Source organism: Raoultibacter massiliensis, from assembly GCF_900199545.1.
Lineage (GTDB): Bacteria > Actinomycetota > Coriobacteriia > Coriobacteriales > Eggerthellaceae > Raoultibacter > Raoultibacter massiliensis.
Window position 1 is genome coordinate 1,495,320 of the sequence record NZ_LT962671.1, and the last position, 16,948, is coordinate 1,512,267.

Here is a 16,948-nt window from a genome sequence, read left to right on the forward strand (position 1 = left end):
CCTAGAGAATCTTCGACAGGAAGCTCTGGATGCGTTCGTTGGAGGTCTCGTCGAATATGTGCGACGGAGTGCCCTGGTCGACCACCAACCCGTTTTCCATGAACACGACCTTGTCGGCCGCTTCGCGGGCAAGGCCCATCTCATGGGTGACCATGACGATGGTCATGTTGGTTTCGGCAAGCGATTTGATAACGTCGAGCACTTCCTGGACCATCTCGGGATCAAGCGCACTCGTCGGCTCGTCGAGCAACATGATTTTGGGGTGCATGTTGAGGGCGCGGGCAATGGCGACGCGCTGCTGCTGACCGCCCGAAAGCTGGTCGGGGTACTTATCGACTTTGTCCGAAAGTCCCACGCGCTCAAGATAGGCGAGGCCGGTCTTTTCGGCTTCGGCCTTGTTCACCTTGAGAACCTTCACCGGTGCAAGCGTAACGTTTTCGAGCACCGTCTTGTGGGGGTAGAGATTATAGCTCTGAAACACCATGGCGACCTCGCGGGCGAGCGCTCGAGAATTGACCTTTCGATCCGAAAGGTTCATGCCGTCGACGACGATCTCTCCCGAATCGGGGATTTCAAGAGCGTTGATGCAGCGTATGAGCACGCTCTTGCCCGACCCCGAAGGACCGATGATGACGACTTTCTCCCCCTCTTCGACTTCAAGCGAAACGCCCTTAAGCGCTTCGACCTTGCCGAAGTTCTTCGTTATGTTGCGAACTGATATCATGTTTGCTCCCGTACACTCGTCCGACCGCGTTTCGGACGAAGGCCGCCGCGCAGGGCCGCTGCCCGCCTTCGAAACACGGCGCTCCCGCCCGAACAGCGAAAACGCATGGCCGTATTGTATCGCCAATGCAAAGCTCGTTTGGTAACGGGGGCTTGACGGTTGCATTTCTGTATCGGGACGTGCAAGGTCACGCCGCAAGAACGGGCCCGTTCGGCGGGCGGGCAGGCGGATGACGCTGCCCGCGAACCGTTCGGCGAATCGCCTGCGATACGGCCAGGAGATGCGGCACGGCACGCCCGCAAGCCGCTCGGCGCTTGATCCGACAGCGCTATCCTTCGGAGACGCTGAACCCGAAGCCGTTGCGGCCCGCCTCTTTGACGCTGTAGAGCGCCCTGTCGGCTTCAGCATACAGCTCGTCGTAGGTTTTATCGCCGCCCACGCTCGAGCTCATGCCTATGCTGCAGGTCACACCGACTTCGGCCATGCCGTCCATAGCCGTAACCGCCCGGCAGATGCGGGATGCGATCGCCTCGGCCTCCTCAGTGCTCGACAGGTTCCTCATATACAGGCAGAACTCATCGCCGCCCAAACGGCCGACAATGTCGTCGTCGCGCAGAACGCTTCGCACCACAGCCATGCCCTCGGAAAGGACGCGGTCGCCGAGCGGGTGGCCGAACGTATCGTTGATCTCTTTGAAGTGGTCGAAATCAAGCATCATGAACACCGATATCTCGTCCTTCTGGATGCTCTTCTGCCGATCGGTTACGAGCGCATAGACGGCACCTTGGTTGTAGACGCCCGTCAGGTCGTCCGTCCTCGCGCTCTTTTCAAGCGCTTCCTCGCGCTTCTTGCGCTCGTCGATATCGGTAATGCGGCAGAGAACTTTGCGCGGCGACCCGTCGCCCGCCAAAATTCGCTTGCCGCCGATCGAGAACCACGCCATCGAGCCGTCTTTCCGTGGGAGCCTTCGCTCCACGGAGAAATCGTCGCCGCCCTCCCGAAACAGCCGGTACAGCTCGCGAAACACCGTCGAATCAGCATCGTCGGCCGGGTCGAACAGAAAATCGCTGTAATGCTCGATGCGGGAATCGCCGTCGTAATAGGACGGAAACTCGCCGAGCAGCAGCAACTCGTCATCAACGTAGTCGTACTCCACGAACATCTCGCCGGTAAGCGCCATAAGCGCTTCATGGCGTTTGAGCTCGATGCTGAGCCGCTCGCTCGTCTCGACGATATCGGTGATGTCGGTATAGAACAAATACATGATCGGGTAGGTGTCCTGGTAGAGTTCATCGATGAGCAGACCGTTCGTCTTCACCCAGATCAACCGTCCGTCGGTATGCTTCAAACGATACGTAACGCTGAACGGCTCGTTACGCTCGATGGCCTGCGCGATAGCGGCCTGAAGCTTCGGATAGTCCTCTTCGTAGATGTAGAGGCTGCTGTCGAAACCCTGCGATTCGACCAACCCGCGATCTGCGCCCACCAGATCGGCAAGACCCCAGTTGTAATAGAGAATCGAGAACTCGTCGTTGCACGCGAATTTCCCGATGCCATCCGCGACGAGATCGAATACGCTTTCAAGCTCGCGGTCCTTCGCCTCAACCAGGCGGTTGAGCAACTCGAACTCGTCGTCAGTAGCCATACGTCCCTCCGTCGCCGTAAAACCGATGCTCGAAATTATAACCCCATCGATCAAGTTTTATCGGCAGGAAGCGAATTTACCCAGATAGATCACTGCGCTTAAACCTGCGGCGAACGCGAACCTCGGCGAAAACGGCTACGCTTTCGCCGAGGCCTCGACTCCTGCACCCGTTCGCGCGCCGCCGTCTGCGGAGGCAGCGCGGGCATCTTCCGCTTGCTCACGCTCGAGCACGAGCTGCATGGCGGCGATGGCGCATTCTATCTGGCCGTCGTCGGGTTCGTTGGTGGTGAGGTACTGCATCTGCATGCCGGGCCAGAGTATCACCTTCACAAGCGGGTTGTCTGGATGGCTTCCCGCCCACTTTACCGTGATCTCGTAGGAGATGCCGGCGATCACGGGCATGAGCAGGATGCGGACGAAAATGACGAGCACGAGCTTCGGCGCCCCATCGGACACGCCGAGCGCCTCGATGAGCGCGTTCAAGGGGGTGATCGTGTACACGATGATCGCGATGACCATGACCATGATGAGAAACGCAGTACCGCAGCGCACGTGCAAACGGGGGAAGCTCCGCGCGTTTTCGGGAGTGAGCGCAAGCCCGTGCTCGTAGCAGTGGATGGTCTTGTGCTCGGCCCCGTGGTATCCGAACATGCGCTTGATCTCGCCCATACGCCCGATCAGCCAGATGTAGAACACGAACACCGCCACGCGCAGAAGGCCGTCGACGATGTTCCACAGAAGCGTGTTCTGATCGTATTCTCCCACGATGAGGTTCGTGATGAACGCAGGCGCCACGATGAACAGCACGACGCCGAGCACCAGGCCGAGCACCATGGAGATCGCCATCTCCTTCTTACCGAATTCGACCTCCTCGTCCATGAACGATTTCTTCTGCTTGCCTTCGGGCTGTTCGAACTCTCCTTCGAGCAGCGCCTCCTCGGCGACCGCCAGCCGCTCGGCGCGTTCGGCATGCTCGCGCGCAGACGCCTCGAGGCTTTCGACCTTGAGCTCGGTCTGGGCGCCCAGTGCGTCGATCATCGTTTCAGGGCGACCGAAATCGTCTTTCCATGAGAACGGCTTCCCATCGCCTTCGACGGGCACGGCATCGGGCAGGATCGCTTCGACATCGGTTTTCGCAGAGGGCTCCTCGGCAGCCGCAGCACCGACCACGGCGGCTTCGACGCCGTCTTTCGCACCGTCCTTCTCGTCCGCCTCTTCGGCGAACGCATGGAGCGCGGCGATCTCGAGCGCCTTGTACCCGAGCACGAGCGATTCGACGAGCGCCCGACAACCGCGCACAAGCGGCCAGTACATCCAGCCGTTCCTGTCTTTGCCCGAATTGAGGTCGTGCTCTTCGGTGTAGATCGAACCCGAGGGCTCGCGCACGGCAACCGACCAGTTGTACTTGCCGCGCATCATGATGCCCTCGATGAGCGCCTGGCCGCCTACGTGCGTTTTGAGCGCGCCGTCTTCCTTGAATGCGCGCGAAAGGTCGCTCTTTTTCTCGGCCATGCTATCCCCTCTTCACACGCGGAAACGGGTTTCCGCATGTCATCTTGCCTTCGGGACATGCACCGCGGATACAGGGCGCACCCGCATCCATGAAGATGTAGGGAGCAGTGGGTTTCGCAAGCTCGAGCATGCGATCGGCCATTGCGCGGATCTCCCACTGCGCGCGGTTGCAGCAGCGCAGCCCGAAGAAGTGCAGCAGCTCGCGCACGTTCATAGTGATGACGATCTTGGTTTCGGCCGCGTTGGGCAGCAGATAGCGCGCGTCTTCCGCAGGAACGCCCGCATCGAGCAGCTTCGCGTAAGCGGACAGCGCAGCATCGATGGCCTCATCGAAGACGCGCTCGGTTTCGGGGTTTGCAGCCACGGTTTCCGGCTTGACGACCGAAAGGCCCTCGGTGTATTTCACGTAGCGTTGGCTTTGCTGGTTGAAGCTCGCGATGCGGTGGCGCACGAGCTGATGGGTAAGCGCTCGCGACACGCCGTCGACGGCGAACGTGTAGCTCGCATGCTCGAGCGTCGAGAAATGGCCGCTCTCCATGATCGTCGAAAGCACGCTTTGCACCCGATCTTCGGGCATGGTTTCCATGAGCTCGGAAGCGCCCACCGGCGCATAGCAGAGCCGCGCCGCTGTGGCGATGGCACGTTCGGGATCGGGGGTATGGTAGAGAAGCTCGACTTGCATTAGCGCGTACGCTCCTTATCGGATCAAAAGATTGTTCGGCCCTTGAATGCGAACCGAATCGCGGTTTGCTAGTATAGTACTTGAACTTGGATGCTTCGAACGGCGAAAGGGACCCCATGACGCAAAACTTCACACCTCTGCTTTCTGCGACCGACTGGAACGAAGAATGGAAGCGCCTGCAAATCGCCCGCCGAAAGGCAGACAACTCGGAGTATTGGGATAAAAGATCCAAGACGTTTTCCACCAAAGACGCCCCGAACGCCTACGTCGACCGCTTCCTCGAGCTCGCGCGCATCGAGCCCGGCGAAACGGTATTCGACATGGGATGCGGCACCGGAGCCCTGTCGGTACCCCTCGGCGAAGAGGGCCACAAGGTGGTCGCGGCTGACTTCTCGCAGGGAATGCTCGACGCCATGGAGGCGGAGCTGCGCGAAAAGGGAGTGACTACCGTCTTTCCGAAACTCATGAGCTGGGAAGACGATTGGGAGGCCCATGGAGTTCACGAAGGCATGACCGACGTGGCCCTCGCATCGCGTTCGATCGCGGTATCCGACATGAAAGCCGCGCTCATGCGCCTGACCTCGGTTGCCCGCCGCCGCGTGTGCATCACCCTCTCAACGGGTTCGTCGCCGCGCATGGACGAGCGCATACTTGCCGATATCGGCGTGAAGAACCAGTTCGGGAACGATTTCCTCTATGCATTCAACATTCTCGTCGGCGAGGGCATCATGCCCGAAGTGGCCTATATCAAAAGCACGCGTTCCGATACGTTCGATAGCGTCGATGAGGCCTACGACGATTTTTCGCGCATGACGCTCGATGCCATGGCCGACAAGGAGTCGCCCGAAGCAGCCGCGGCGCTCGACCGCCTGCGCACCTGGACCGATGCGCACCTCGTCGCCAACCCCGATGCGGGCAATCCCGACAAGAAGGGTCTGCCGCAAAAAGCGTTCAAGCTCGATTACCCACGTATCGTCACCTGGGCGTTCTTGGCGTGGGACGCGCGCTAGGAACTACCGCACGCGCAGCGCGCATTCGGACGTTACGGCAAAAAGAAGCCCTGGCGCACGGCTTGGTTTGCCAGGGCTTTCCGTTTCCGAATCTTCGAGAGACAGACGCCTACAGCTCTATGCGCTCGAACATCTCCTTGCCGACGCCGCAAATCGGGCAGGTGAAATCGTCGGGAAGCTCGTCTACCTCTTCGACATGGCCGCAGACGGTGCATCGCCAGCCGTAGCGGACGCCCTCCCGCTTCGCCGTCGATGCATCGACGGCCGAAAAAGAACCCGCGCCATCGCTCTGCGAGGCAGCCGATCCCGACCCGCTGTTCGCGCCGTCGCCTTCCACCGCAGCACCCCCGACGCGGTCCGCAATGAAGCTCGAGGCCTTCGGCGGGGTCTTGCCGCCCTTGACGGCGTGGTAGTACGCATACGTCATGGGCTCCTCGTCGGAAAGAACCTCAGCTTCGACTACGGTTCCGATGAACAGCATATGCGTGCCGAGGTCGACCGAATCGGTCACTTTGACGGAAAAGCGCGCCACCGCCTGCTCGGCAACGTACGGGCACCCGAAGCCGTCGGTACGCACGGAAAACGGTTCGAACTTATCGACATCGCGGCTGCAGAAGAAGCCGAACTTGCCGATCAGCTCCATCGAGGCGCTCTGCGCTAGGCTGACCGCCGTGTACGCGCCGGATCGTTCGATGATCGAAGCTGTATGGTTTTCCTTGTTCACTGCCACGCTCACCTGCAAGGGATCCGATGTAACCTGTGCAAACGTATTCACCGTGCATCCGGCCGATTCCTCCTCGGCACGCGAGGAGACGAGATAGAGTCCGTAGGAGATGCTGCGAAACGCGTCGATGTCGATCATTGTCGGTCCTTTCAGTTGTCTTCGAACAGGTAATCCATGATTGCGTCGATATGGAGCTCGACGGTATCGAACAGAAAAACAGGTGCAAGCGCATCGGCGTACATGAGGGGCAGCTCGGTGCATCCCAAAACGGCCGCCTCGATGCCCGATTCTCTTCTCATCTTCTCGAGCACGGCATCGATCTCGCGTCTCGATTCTTCGAGGATCACTCCGAACTCCAGCTCGTCGGCTATGATCGCATCGATTCGCTCAAGATCGCGCCCCTCGGGCGATACCGCCTCTATGCCGCGGCGCGCGAACGCCTCTTTAAAGTACGGATGACCCATCGCGAAACCGGTTCCCAGCCAGGCTACTCTGCCGAACCCCCGCGAGGCGACGGCGCGGCACGTTGTTTCGACGATGCTGATAAGGGGGATCTTCGCACGGCTCTGCAGCTCGTCGAATACCACATGGGGAGTGTTCGAGGCGAGGACGCCGACTTCGGCGCCCGCCGCCTCAAGGTTGCGAACCCCTTTGAGCAAGTAGTCGAGCAGCTTGTCGAACTCGCCCGCTTTGCAGTACCCGACCGCTTCGTACATGTCGAGCGCCTCGATTGTCATCAGGGGAAACATCCCCGTTGCAAAACGGGCGTTGTACCGCATCGCGATCTGCTCGTAGTACAAAAGCGTCGATTCGGGACCCATTCCCCCGAGTATTCCGAGCTTCTTCATCGCCGCACACCCCTAACCGTAAGCAAACTGCCTCGTATTCTAGCATGCGATTGTCCGCAAACGCCGTCGGCAAGCCTCCCATCTGCTCGTTTACCATACATGAAGAAATGGTGTCTTTATGGTGATCGGCGGATCCCGCGGTGCAAGCGCAACGTTTCGCTAAAGTACCTCCCTTGTAATCCCCTAATCGGGTCGCGTTCTCTGAACAGGAGGAGATGTTCTGTGAACATGAACCGGTGGCTCGTCCAACCGCAAAAATATCTCGGACCCTTCGGGCTTGTCGCCCTGCTCGTCGTCACGAGCCTCGTGACGCCTCTTTCCCTCGATATGTACACGCCCGCTGTGCCCCACATGACCGAGTACTTCGAAACCGATGCGGGCACCGTCAACCTGACGCTTGCAGGCTATTACCTCTTCTTCGCAATCGGGCTGCTCGTATTCGGGCCGACGAGCGATCGCTACGGCCGCAAACCCGTGCTTCTCGCAGGCATGCTCGCCTATACGGCGGCAAGCGCACTGTGCGCGACGGCGCCTGACATCTGGATGCTCATCGGCATGCGCGTCGTACAGGCGCTTGGGGCAGGAGCGGTCAGCGCCGTATCGACCGCCATCGTCAAAGATGCCATCATTCCCGAAAAACGCGAGGCGATACTATCCATAGTCCAGGTCATGTTCGTGGTTGGACCCGTGCTCGCACCGGTCGTAGGCGCCTTGATCTTGCAGGTCGCCGATTGGCACATGACGTTTTGGACGCTCTCGGGAATCGGACTCGTATGTGCGGTGTTATCCCTGCTCTACCGAGAAACGCTTCCAACGCAAGCACGCTACCAAGGCACGGTGTTCGGAAGCATCGCCCAGCTCGGCACCGTAGCGAAGAACAAGGGCTTCACCTCGTTTCTGTGCATCGTAGGGCTGTACAATCTGCCGTTCATGGCCTACATCGCCGTGGGATCGTACATCTACATCACGTTCTTCGGCCTAAGCGAGCTCGAATACAGCTACTTCTTCGCAATCGCCGCCCTGCTCACTGCAATCGGGCCGCTCATCTGGCTCAAGGCATCGCGCTACGTCAGCGCGCGCCGGTTCACGACCATCATCATCGTCATCGCCCTGGCTTCGGGAATAGCAATGATGATGGTTGGAGAGATATCGCCCTATCTTTTCTGCGCGACGTTTCTCGTTTTCGCCATCATGGAAGCGTGCGTGCGGCCGTACAGCACGAACATCCTTTTATCCCAGCAGGAAGGCGACACGGGCGCCGCTTCATCGCTCATCAATTTCGCCCACACGGCCATCGGATGTGCAGGGATGGTGCTTGCGGTGCTGCCCTGGCCGAATTACATCGTGGGCGTAGGGGCCATCATCGTGCTCTCGATGGCCGTCGCGGCCATCTCGTGGTTCGCGCTGCTGCGCTCGGGCATTCCGCTGATCGGGGTGAAAGACGCCGACCCGTCGGCCCCGGCGCATCCTGCGACAGCGGCAAAAGACCGGCGGTGAAACGCGGTCAGGAGCCGAGTCCGAAAGCGTTTCTGACCGCCCGTCTTCCCCTGCTGTCGGGTCCGATCACAACCTGCTCGCCCCACCTTGTCCCGAATCGATGCTCGGCATCGGGCACGAGCCAATCACGCACCACCGCAAGCGCATGAGGCATGCCCGGCTGCGGCCCATCATCGAGAACCCGCAGCGCGCAGACGAGCCCGCGCCCATGCTCCAATTCGAGACGTCCGATCTCGTCGACGACGAGCAGTTCGGAATTCCGAACGCCTTCGATGCGCTCGCGACGGCGAAGCTTATCGAAGTGCTCGTTTGCGCGGGCGAGGGCGTCGTCGTAGATAGCCCAACCAAGAGAGGCCTTATCGCTTTGAGAAGTCGCACGCAGCCCGATCCCTTCGTCACCGGGCAGCTGCGAGCGCCCTTCCGCGCACCCGCAAGCGCTTCCAGGAAGAAGGTCGCGACGGGTTGCGAAGCGAATGCGCTCGTTTTGCGGAAGCAGGACGTTGTCGATGCCGACCTTCTCGCGCACGCGGGAATCATCATCGCCCGCGCCATCGAAGCTGCGGGCTCCGCTTCCCGCCCGATCGGCGCCCGCCACTTCGGCATCGCGCGCAAGCCGCCACACACCGGGTGCGATCACGCCGCAACACGAGACGCCTTCGGCTGCAAGATCGCCGACAAGCTGCTCGAGCCAACGGGTTTTCCCTATCTGTACGCCCCCGGTCAGGATAAAGAGCATCGAAGAGTTCCTTTCGCATCGCTTTCGGAGTATTATACTGCATTGGAGACAATCCATGCGCCCTTTCAGGCGCTGACGCACGATGCGAAACGACAGGAGAGAACCGATGGGATGCCCCGAAAAAGATTGCTGCGCCTCGAACCCGACCCAAACCGACATCGCCTTTCCCAGCACCTACGACCACGCGACGCCCTGGAAGTTCTACAACCACCTGATTGCCCATATCCCCGACGACATCCACGTTACCGACTACTGCCTGGGTACGCACTGGTCCTATGTCGAAGCCGACTGCGGCATGGGCGTGAGCTTCACCTGCAAGGGAGGATCGCGGCGCTCCTTCACTTGCGATTTGCGGGGGATGCCCCTCAGAACCGTCGCCGAGCTTTCGAAATCATGGTGCTTCGAAGAGGCGTCGCTTGGGGTAGCCGCCCTCAACGCCTGGTATTCGCGCTCCGAGCTGCTCGACCCACTCGGCGCCGTCTACGACGAGGCCATCGAGTTGCCCGACGGCACCACGCATAAGATGGATGCCTTCGAGGTGTACCTTCCCGAAATGGCGGGCAAGAAGGTTACCGTGATCGGACATTTCCCCAACGTCGAACGCCTCGGCGAAAGCGCCGAGCTCACCGTGCTCGAACGCAACTGCTCCCAGGCCCTCGACACCCCCGATCCGGCCTGCGAATACGTGCTCCCCTCGACAGACTATGCCTTCATCACCGGCGTGACCATAATCAACAAGACGGCGCCGAGGCTGCTCGATCTGACCGAAAACGCCACGACCGTTATGGTCGGACCGAGCGTCGTAGCCTCGCCCTTCCTGTTCGACTGGGGTGTCGAAGCCCTCGCGGGCAGCGTTGTCGCCGATCCCGAAAAGCTGCGGTTTGCAGTCATGTCCGGTGCAGGTAAGCTCTTCGGAGAAGCGCTGCGCATGATGACGGTGAAACGGACGAATTAGAAAGACGGCTTGAGCGCAACGCGAGAAGCGCTGCGTGCACAATCCCCTCGCCTGCGAATTCGCGCCTAACGCAGGGGTTCTCGGAGCAAGCACGCAAAAAGACGGCTACCATGGGCACGCCCCTGAAACAGCGAGCGCCGACGGATTCCCGTCGGCGCTCGCTTTTACACGCTCATGCTGCCACAGCCTGCGACTTGGGCAAACGCCCTCGAAGGGCTACTATTCGGCAGACTCTTCGGCAGGAGCCTCGGCAACGGCCTCGGCTGCTTCTTCGGCAACGGCCTCAGCGGCTTCCGCTTCGCCCGCAACAGCTTCCTGCTCGGCCTTTGCGGCCTCGGCTTCCGACTTCTTGGCGAACTCGGCGGCACGGGCGGCCTTCTCGGCTGCCTTCGCCTCGCGCTCGGCCTTCTTGGCTGCTTCGGCGGCCTCGATGGCGGCTGCGCGCTCTGCCCGCTTTGCGGCCTCGCGTGCTGCAACGGCTTCCTTGGCAGAACCGAACTTATCGGCAAAGCGCTGAACGCGTCCGCCGGTATCGATGAACTTCTGCTGACCGGTGAAGAACGGGTGGCACTTGTTGCAGAGGTCGATCCTCAGCTCGGGCTTGGTGGAGCGGGTCTGCCAGGTGTTCCCGCAGCTGCACGTAACCGTGCAGTCGACATAATCCGGATGAATTCCTTGTTTCATTGGTTTCTCCTTTACGGGCCTTGGTTTCCGACCAAGGCGAAGACAAGCCTATCTATGATAGCACACTGCTTGCCTCTTGTCTTCGGCACGTCATTAGGCCTGCCCCACCCCACAAACCCTGCATAAACGCAAAACCGGCGGCTCCGAAGAGCCGCCGGCGCCAAACGAATTCGTCTGATTAGACTTCGGCGACCCACAGGCCGTGAAGGTTGCAGTACTCGTACACCTTGAGCGGCTTATCGCCTTCGGCTACGGCGAAATCGGCCACAGGAGCGCTCTCGGGCGTCAGTTCGACGATCTGGTAACCGCCCTCGGTCACCAAGCAGATAAAGGTGATGTAGTGCTCCGGCGTCATGGGATGAAGCACACTTCCCACCTGCACGTGAACGTTAGCGCCATCGACCTTCACGTCGGGCACATGCTTCTCGACCGCCGCGTCGACGGTGTTGGCGGTGATCTCTTCCATCTTCTCGCCACAGCAGACCAGCGGCACTCCCGAATCGAACGGCTTTACGGCTATGTTTCCGCAATGGGTGCAACGATAGAACTTAACGTCCATGGTTTCCTCCTCGGTGGTTTTCGTCTTTTCTTATATGCTATTCTACTGGTGGCAATTCTGGAAGTCCCTGTTGAGGCAGCTTCATTTTAATCGCATAAACCAGCACGCCGATGCCCACGAGGATCAGGGGCACCGAGAGCAGCTGGCCCATGGTGAGCCATCCGCCCCACAGATATCCTAGCTGCACATCGGGTTCGCGGACGAACTCGATGACAAACCGAAAACAACCGTACATAATAAGGAAAATCCCGAGGAACGTGCCGCGAGAGCGCGGCGGCGTCTTGCGCGACAGAAGGTACAAGACAAGGAACAAGACGATTCCCTCCAGTATCGCCTCGTAAAGCTGCGAAGGATGGCGGGGCATCATCCCTGCGCTGCCGCCGAACGCCACGCCCCAGGCGACGTCGGTGGGCGCACCCCACAGCTCGCCGTTGATGAAATTCGCGCACCTTCCGAAGAACAGGCCGATCGGTGCACCGATGCACCCGAGATCGGCCAGCGTGAGATACGGGATCTTCGTGAGCTTTGCCGCCACGACTCCCGCAACCAGAGCACCGATAAGTCCCCCGTGAAAGCTCATGCCGCCATGGTTGAACGCAAGTATCTCAAGCGGGTTTTGAAGGTAGCTTCCGTTGCCGTAAAACAGCACGTAGCCGAGCCTGCCACCGATGATCACGCCGATGATCACGCAGAACATGATCGTGATGAGGGAATCGGCGTCGATGCGAACCTTCCAGCGCTTGGATACCCGATACATCACGAACGCCGCACACACGAAACCGAGCACGTAGGCGATCCCGTACCATCTGACCACGATGGGCCCGAACGAGAACGCTATCGGATCGAGACTCTGATAGATTTCGTTGAGCATGCTTCCTCCAATAAAAAGCGCCGCATCAAGCGGCGCATCGTCGCATTCCACCATCCAAACGGAAAACAGACCGCACGCGGCAGCATCCGTCGAAAGGAGTCGAGCCTACTGCCCCGCGCCCATGCCGGCGCCCACTTCGATCGCCGCGAACTTTATCTCTTCGCGCAACTGCGCGGGAATCGCGTGAACCGAAGAAACCGCAGAGCCGCAATGGGGACAATGCAGGGAAAACAGAGCGGTATCCTTTCTCAGCACCATCATGGAATCGTATTCGCATACATCGAGATCGGTTGCTCCGCAAGCGGGACAGGTCAGCTTTGCCGTCATCGCTTTCACATCTCCCTTCGTACGCCATCGTTCCGTGCCGTGCTTTAGGCACATTGTAGCAGAAGGCAGGCCTTACAAAAGGAAACGATTGGGATTCCCTTGGCGCGAAGAGTCGCCCGTGCGATCGGCATGCGCGGGACCGTTCGTTAAGAAGAACTCGCAGAACCGGCAGACCTCCTTGACGGAAGCCTCGTAATCAAGTTCGGGGTTGAGCAGAAGCTCGAAATCGGTTGCCACGGCATGCGTTTCGCGATGGCATGCCGCGTAATGGCAGTCGGCAGGACACGGCTCGCCCGGTTGATTGTGCGGACACCGCGATTGCATCTCGTCATCGCAGCCCCGCATCTCCCAGCATACAGCCATGTTCCTGCCGACCTTTCTTGTCTCTTCTATCGTTTGCGGTGATAAATTGGCTACACCGCGGGTACTACCTTGGTAACGCCCGGCACGCGCTCTTTGAGAATGCGCTCGACGCCGTTTGCAAGCGTCATCTGAGACATGGGGCAGCCCTTGCAGGCACCCTGCAGCTCGACGGTTACAGTGCCGTCCTCCGCAACGTCGACGAGCTGGACATCGCCGCCGTCAGCCTGGAGGCTCGGACGGATAAGCTCGAGCACTGCGGCCACATCGTTCTTTTCTACCATGATGCAAATCCCTTCTACGGTTAGCGTTCCGATCGATTGTAGCACACTGAAGACCGTGCGGCCCCGAGTGCGGCAAGCGGATCAATTCAACGGCTGCCAGTCTTTTCCAAGCATGACGAGCACGTCGGTTTCGAACGCGTAGAATCCGTTCGAAGGCACCGCGCGACCCGTGCCCAGATACTTCACAACCGATTCCGCCGCTTCCTTGTACGCGTCGTCCTGGTACACGACCAGCGTTTCGTTGTATACGTACTGATCGGCGTTGCCGGTTTCGGTTACCTGGAAGCCGCCTTCGGCAAGGGAATCGGCCATCTGCTGGGCGCCGCCTGTGATGCCCGAGCCGTTGCGCACGGTTATCTTGAAGCTCGCAGGATCGACCGACAAGGCGGTCTCGTCGGCGGGAGTCGGGTCCTCGCCCGCCTCGATGGCCTCGAGCATGGCCGCCCACTCGTCTTCAGACGCAATGAAGTACTCTGCGCCCGTCGTCGAACTCGTCAGAGCGTAACCGGGCATCCGCACGGCATGCACCCGAGACAGATCTACGCCCCTTAACGAATCGATGAGGCCCATGGCATCCGATGCGGAATAATCGGTTCGCACCGTCCCCGCAATGGCGTCAAGCGTGGGGATGATGCTGAAGGCATTGGTTTGAAGCAGCTTCTCAGCCAAAGCGAGAACGACTTTCTGCTGGTTTTCGGCACGCGTCTCATCGCCTTCGGCAAAGTTCAACGCACGGCACAGCGTCAGCACCGTTTTGCCATCGAGGGTTTGCGTGCCTGCGGGGATGTAAGTGTCCCCCGCATTGGGATCGTCGACCTCCTGGCCGATATCCACTGTCAGGCCTCCCAGGTAGTCGACCAGGCTCTCAAGCCCTTCGGCATCGGTCTTGATCAGATGGGAAACGTTCACGCCCGTAAAGCTCGCAACCGTTGATACGAGATATTCGTCTCCCCCGAGCAGCTGCGCATCGGCGATCCGATGCGCATTGCCGTCGCTCAACGACACCTGCGCGTTAGCGGGCACCGACACGAGGGTAACCTGCTTGCTTTCGGAATCGACGCGGACGAGCATGAGCATATCGGGGCCTTCGTAATCCTGTCCCGCCCGCGAAAACTCGCCCACAAGCAACGTATAGGGAGCGTCGCCTTCCGCAGGGGCGACCAGAGCGCTTTTCGCATTGGAATCGCCCAGGCTCATCTTGTCGGATACCGACCCGAAATACGCGGCGATGCCGACGCCTCCCGCCACGCAAACGACCAGCAGCACGACGGCAAGGGCGATTGCGATGCCTTTGAAGCGGGCCTTCCTCTGGATGCCATCGGCGAAATCGCGTTGCGAAACGCGACGCGAATAGGCTGAATCGCTTTCGCGCGTCGACGTCGTCGGCAGCACGTGGTCGACGATGCCGCGCTGCGCGCGCACCGACTTGCGGGGGTTCGAAAACTCCACGGAGCTGCCGCTTGCGCGGCCGGGCGTTTTACGAGCGCTCGACGGCACGTGCGTGCCTATGGTGGCGTCGCGCAGTTTACGCGACGTACGGTTCGAATGGGAAGCCGAAATCTTCCTCCGTTTGTACGCCATTCGGTGATCCTAACGTCTATGACGGACGGGTTCTTACGGAAGAACCGTCCTTTCGACATCGGCGCCGAGGGATCGCAGCTTTCCCACGTAATCCTCGTAGCCTCTATCGATATGGGATATCTCGTGTACATGGGTTTCGCCTTCGGCGGCAATCCCCGCTAAGACGAGAGCGGCGCCTGCGCGCAGATCGGTCGACGAGACCGGTGCGCCCTGCAGCCGTTCGACGCCGCGAACAAGAGCATGATGCCCTTCGATCGTGATATCGGCCCCCATGCGGACCAATTCCGACGCGAACATGAAGCGGTTTTCGAATACGTTTTCCGAGATAACCGAGTTCCCCTCGGCAAGCGAGGCGAGCAGCATGTACTGGGCCTGCAGATCGGTTGGAAAGCCGGGATGGGGCAATGTCTGGATGTCGATCGCCTGGATGGGCTCGGTTCGGGAAACCGTGATGGAATCGCCTTCGACTTCGATCTCGCAGCCCATGGCGTCGAGCTTCATGAGAGCCATGCGGAGAAACGAAGCGTCGATGCCCGTCACCGTAACGGGACCGCCGACAAGCGCGGCCCCCGCAAGAAACGTACCCGCCTCGATGCGGTCGCCGACCGTCGTATGCTCGCAGGGGTGCATCGACTGAAGCGGAACGCCCTCGATTTCGATGATGGACGAACCTGCGCCCGAAACGCGCGCACCCATGGCGTTGAGCATGTTCACCAAATCTACGATCTCGGGTTCGCGCGCAGCGTTCTCGATAACGGTTGCACCCTCCGCAACGACCGATGCCATGACCATGTTCTCGGTGGCGCCGACGCTGGGGAACTCGAGTACGACATGAGCGCCGTGCAACCCGTTCGGAGTCGTGGCCTCCAGGAATCCATGATCGATTTCGAAGTTCACGCCTAAAGCCTCGAGACCGATCATATGCATGTCGATCTTGCGCGCGCCGATCTGGCACCCGCCGGGCATAGCGACCCGAGCGCGCCCGAACCGACCGACCAAGGGACCGAGCACCGAGATGCTCGCGCGCATCTTCGATACGAGCTCGTAGGGGGTTTCGCATTCCGTCACGTTCGTCGCGTCGATGGCGAGCGTATGCCCATCGCGCTCGACAGTAGCACCGAGACGCCTGATGACATCGGCCATTATGTTGATATCGGAAATGAGAGGCACGTTATGCACCACCGAAACCCCTTGGCCGAGAATCGATGCGGCCATGAGCTTGAGCGCCGAGTTCTTGGCACCGGATACGGCAACCGTACCCGCAAGCTTCGAGTTTCCCCTGACGATGATGATTTCCTCTGGCATAACCCCGTCTTTCTGTTCGGAAAAGTCCTCATCCACCATAAAAGAACCGCCGCACATGCGCATGCCCTACCATCGAACATCCACAACGAAAGCAGAGGGATTCAACGGTGCCTTGAAACGGACTTGCGCGCGCATGCAAGATGCATCCGCGCTTCGGCGTTCAGGAGCCGACCATGCTGGAGCAGGCTCGCGCGATGCAACGAAGCAAACGTCGATAAGCCCAACCCGATCCGAGCGTGCTCGAACCAGAAGGCCCGACACGGCTCGAACCTCGGCGGCCGCTGCTTGCCCGTCGCCTGCCGCTGTCTGTTGCCCGCCGAGTCATCGCCCGGCCATCGCCTGTTGCTGCCCGCTGCCCGGCCTCTATTGCTCACCGACCGCCGCCCACCGTCCGCTGCCCGCATGGATCCGAGACCCGGCGAAGCCGCAGAACCATCGCGGCAATTCGACCGAAACAGAAACCACAGGGCAGACCCCGCTGTTTCGGCAGGGAAAATCCCGAAAGTGGCTGAAATTTACGGTTTGGGCAGTCATGGCATCGGCAGTCTTTGATTTATTTGATCATCAGTCAGCATATCTGCAGGTCATGATTTTTCATTCAGAAGATAATCCTGTCTTCGATTGCCCAAACCGTAAATTTCAGC

18 protein-coding genes are annotated in these 16,948 nt (G+C 60.0%); 3 read left to right on the forward strand and 15 right to left on the reverse strand.

The annotated features are described in order from the left end of the window. Position 1 precedes the first annotated feature (1 nt). The 4 genes from C1719_RS10660 to thyX all read right to left on the reverse strand — a co-directional run bounded on the left by C1719_RS10660 (position 2) and on the right by thyX (position 4,563). Positions 2–724 (reverse strand): amino acid ABC transporter ATP-binding protein, encoded by a 723-nt coding sequence (locus tag C1719_RS10660; protein ID WP_102375086.1) that lies wholly within the window; start codon positions 722–724, stop codon positions 2–4. A 328-nt stretch (positions 725–1,052) separates the two neighbouring features. Next, the gene (locus C1719_RS10665) at positions 1,053–2,369 is read right to left on the reverse strand and encodes a sensor domain-containing diguanylate cyclase (protein ID WP_102375087.1); all 1,317 of its coding nucleotides are present in this window, start codon (positions 2,367–2,369) and stop codon (positions 1,053–1,055) included. A gap of 135 nt (positions 2,370–2,504) precedes the next feature. Next, positions 2,505–3,881: a DUF1385 domain-containing protein gene (locus C1719_RS10670; RefSeq protein ID WP_102375088.1), complete on the reverse strand. Its 1,377-nt coding sequence runs from the start codon at positions 3,879–3,881 to the stop codon at positions 2,505–2,507. Between the two features lies 1 nt (position 3,882). Then, positions 3,883–4,563, reverse strand: coding sequence for an FAD-dependent thymidylate synthase (gene thyX, locus C1719_RS10675; protein ID WP_102375089.1), 681 nt, complete (start codon positions 4,561–4,563; stop codon positions 3,883–3,885). 116 nt (positions 4,564–4,679) lie between these two features. On the opposite strand from thyX, the gene C1719_RS10680 reads away from it, so the two are divergent. Beyond that, positions 4,680–5,573 carry a class I SAM-dependent methyltransferase gene (locus tag C1719_RS10680; RefSeq protein WP_102375090.1) on the forward strand — a complete coding sequence of 298 codons (894 nt, stop codon included), beginning with the start codon at positions 4,680–4,682 and terminating at the stop codon, positions 5,571–5,573. Between the two features lie 109 nt (positions 5,574–5,682). Here the strand turns inward: C1719_RS10680 and C1719_RS10685 are convergent, their stop codons facing one another. Both C1719_RS10685 and C1719_RS10690 read right to left on the reverse strand, forming a co-directional pair. Beyond that, positions 5,683–6,435: a flavin reductase gene (locus C1719_RS10685; RefSeq protein WP_102375091.1), complete on the reverse strand. Its 753-nt coding sequence runs from the start codon at positions 6,433–6,435 to the stop codon at positions 5,683–5,685. Between the two features lie 11 nt (positions 6,436–6,446). Continuing rightward, the gene (locus tag C1719_RS10690) at positions 6,447–7,145 is read right to left on the reverse strand and encodes an aspartate/glutamate racemase family protein (RefSeq protein ID WP_102375092.1); all 699 of its coding nucleotides are present in this window, start codon (positions 7,143–7,145) and stop codon (positions 6,447–6,449) included. A 228-nt stretch (positions 7,146–7,373) separates the two neighbouring features. On the opposite strand from C1719_RS10690, the gene C1719_RS10695 reads away from it, so the two are divergent. After that, positions 7,374–8,642 (forward strand): Bcr/CflA family efflux MFS transporter, encoded by a 1,269-nt coding sequence (locus C1719_RS10695; RefSeq protein ID WP_245874579.1) that lies wholly within the window; start codon positions 7,374–7,376, stop codon positions 8,640–8,642. Positions 8,643–8,649: 7 nt separating this feature from the next. On the opposite strand, the gene C1719_RS10700 is transcribed toward C1719_RS10695, so the two are convergent. After that, positions 8,650–9,378 carry a hypothetical protein gene (locus C1719_RS10700; RefSeq protein ID WP_102375094.1) on the reverse strand — a complete coding sequence of 243 codons (729 nt, stop codon included), beginning with the start codon at positions 9,376–9,378 and terminating at the stop codon, positions 8,650–8,652. Positions 9,379–9,484: 106 nt separating this feature from the next. Between C1719_RS10700 and C1719_RS10705 the strand changes: the two genes are divergently transcribed. Beyond that, positions 9,485–10,333 (forward strand): DUF364 domain-containing protein, encoded by an 849-nt coding sequence (locus C1719_RS10705; protein WP_102375095.1) that lies wholly within the window; start codon positions 9,485–9,487, stop codon positions 10,331–10,333. Between the two features lie 219 nt (positions 10,334–10,552). Here C1719_RS10705 and rpmE read toward each other — a convergent pair whose 3' ends face one another. The 8 genes from rpmE to murA all read right to left on the reverse strand — a co-directional run bounded on the left by rpmE (position 10,553) and on the right by murA (position 16,304). Next, on the reverse strand, positions 10,553–11,017 hold the full coding sequence (gene rpmE / locus C1719_RS10710; RefSeq protein WP_102375096.1) for a 50S ribosomal protein L31: 465 nt from the start codon (positions 11,015–11,017) through the stop codon (positions 10,553–10,555). Between the two features lie 178 nt (positions 11,018–11,195). After that, the gene (locus C1719_RS10715) at positions 11,196–11,576 is read right to left on the reverse strand and encodes a desulfoferrodoxin family protein (protein WP_102375097.1); all 381 of its coding nucleotides are present in this window, start codon (positions 11,574–11,576) and stop codon (positions 11,196–11,198) included. A 37-nt stretch (positions 11,577–11,613) separates the two neighbouring features. Then, positions 11,614–12,447, reverse strand: a complete 834-nt coding sequence (gene lgt / locus C1719_RS10720) for a prolipoprotein diacylglyceryl transferase (RefSeq protein WP_102376039.1) — start codon at positions 12,445–12,447, stop codon at positions 11,614–11,616. Between the two features lie 105 nt (positions 12,448–12,552). Then, positions 12,553–12,774, reverse strand: a complete 222-nt coding sequence (locus C1719_RS10725) for a CpXC domain-containing protein (protein ID WP_102375098.1) — start codon at positions 12,772–12,774, stop codon at positions 12,553–12,555. 72 nt (positions 12,775–12,846) lie between these two features. After that, on the reverse strand, positions 12,847–13,137 hold the full coding sequence (locus C1719_RS10730) for a hypothetical protein (protein WP_102375099.1): 291 nt from the start codon (positions 13,135–13,137) through the stop codon (positions 12,847–12,849). Positions 13,138–13,187: 50 nt separating this feature from the next. Beyond that, positions 13,188–13,418 carry a NifU family protein gene (locus tag C1719_RS10735; protein WP_102375100.1) on the reverse strand — a complete coding sequence of 77 codons (231 nt, stop codon included), beginning with the start codon at positions 13,416–13,418 and terminating at the stop codon, positions 13,188–13,190. Positions 13,419–13,499: 81 nt separating this feature from the next. Beyond that, positions 13,500–14,999: an LCP family protein gene (locus C1719_RS10740; protein ID WP_102375101.1), complete on the reverse strand. Its 1,500-nt coding sequence runs from the start codon at positions 14,997–14,999 to the stop codon at positions 13,500–13,502. Positions 15,000–15,032: 33 nt separating this feature from the next. Further along, complete coding sequence (gene murA, locus C1719_RS10745; RefSeq protein WP_102375102.1) at positions 15,033–16,304, reverse strand: UDP-N-acetylglucosamine 1-carboxyvinyltransferase; 1,272 nt, start codon at positions 16,302–16,304, stop codon at positions 15,033–15,035. Positions 16,305–16,948 lie beyond the last annotated feature (644 nt).

Excerpts from the sequence above, each read along its gene's own strand:
- C1719_RS10660 (WP_102375086.1), bottom strand. The coding sequence starts at position 724 with ATGATATCAGTTCGCAACATAACGAAGAACTTCGGCAAGGTCGAAGCG.
- C1719_RS10665 (WP_102375087.1), bottom strand. The coding sequence starts at position 2,369 with ATGGCTACTGACGACGAGTTCGAGTTGCTCAACCGCCTGGTTGAGGCG.
- C1719_RS10670 (WP_102375088.1), bottom strand. The coding sequence starts at position 3,881 with ATGGCCGAGAAAAAGAGCGACCTTTCGCGCGCATTCAAGGAAGACGGC.
- thyX (WP_102375089.1), bottom strand. The coding sequence starts at position 4,563 with ATGCAAGTCGAGCTTCTCTACCATACCCCCGATCCCGAACGTGCCATC.
- C1719_RS10680 (WP_102375090.1), top strand. The coding sequence starts at position 4,680 with ATGACGCAAAACTTCACACCTCTGCTTTCTGCGACCGACTGGAACGAA.
- C1719_RS10685 (WP_102375091.1), bottom strand. The coding sequence starts at position 6,435 with ATGATCGACATCGACGCGTTTCGCAGCATCTCCTACGGACTCTATCTC.
- C1719_RS10690 (WP_102375092.1), bottom strand. The coding sequence starts at position 7,145 with ATGAAGAAGCTCGGAATACTCGGGGGAATGGGTCCCGAATCGACGCTT.
- C1719_RS10695 (WP_245874579.1), top strand. The coding sequence starts at position 7,374 with ATGAACCGGTGGCTCGTCCAACCGCAAAAATATCTCGGACCCTTCGGG.
- C1719_RS10700 (WP_102375094.1), bottom strand. The coding sequence starts at position 9,378 with ATGCTCTTTATCCTGACCGGGGGCGTACAGATAGGGAAAACCCGTTGG.
- C1719_RS10705 (WP_102375095.1), top strand. The coding sequence starts at position 9,485 with ATGGGATGCCCCGAAAAAGATTGCTGCGCCTCGAACCCGACCCAAACC.
- rpmE (WP_102375096.1), bottom strand. The coding sequence starts at position 11,017 with ATGAAACAAGGAATTCATCCGGATTATGTCGACTGCACGGTTACGTGC.
- C1719_RS10715 (WP_102375097.1), bottom strand. The coding sequence starts at position 11,576 with ATGGACGTTAAGTTCTATCGTTGCACCCATTGCGGAAACATAGCCGTA.
- lgt (WP_102376039.1), bottom strand. The coding sequence starts at position 12,447 with ATGCTCAACGAAATCTATCAGAGTCTCGATCCGATAGCGTTCTCGTTC.
- C1719_RS10725 (WP_102375098.1), bottom strand. The coding sequence starts at position 12,774 with ATGACGGCAAAGCTGACCTGTCCCGCTTGCGGAGCAACCGATCTCGAT.
- C1719_RS10730 (WP_102375099.1), bottom strand. The coding sequence starts at position 13,137 with ATGGCTGTATGCTGGGAGATGCGGGGCTGCGATGACGAGATGCAATCG.
- C1719_RS10735 (WP_102375100.1), bottom strand. The coding sequence starts at position 13,418 with ATGGTAGAAAAGAACGATGTGGCCGCAGTGCTCGAGCTTATCCGTCCG.
- C1719_RS10740 (WP_102375101.1), bottom strand. The coding sequence starts at position 14,999 with ATGGCGTACAAACGGAGGAAGATTTCGGCTTCCCATTCGAACCGTACG.
- murA (WP_102375102.1), bottom strand. The coding sequence starts at position 16,304 with ATGCCAGAGGAAATCATCATCGTCAGGGGAAACTCGAAGCTTGCGGGT.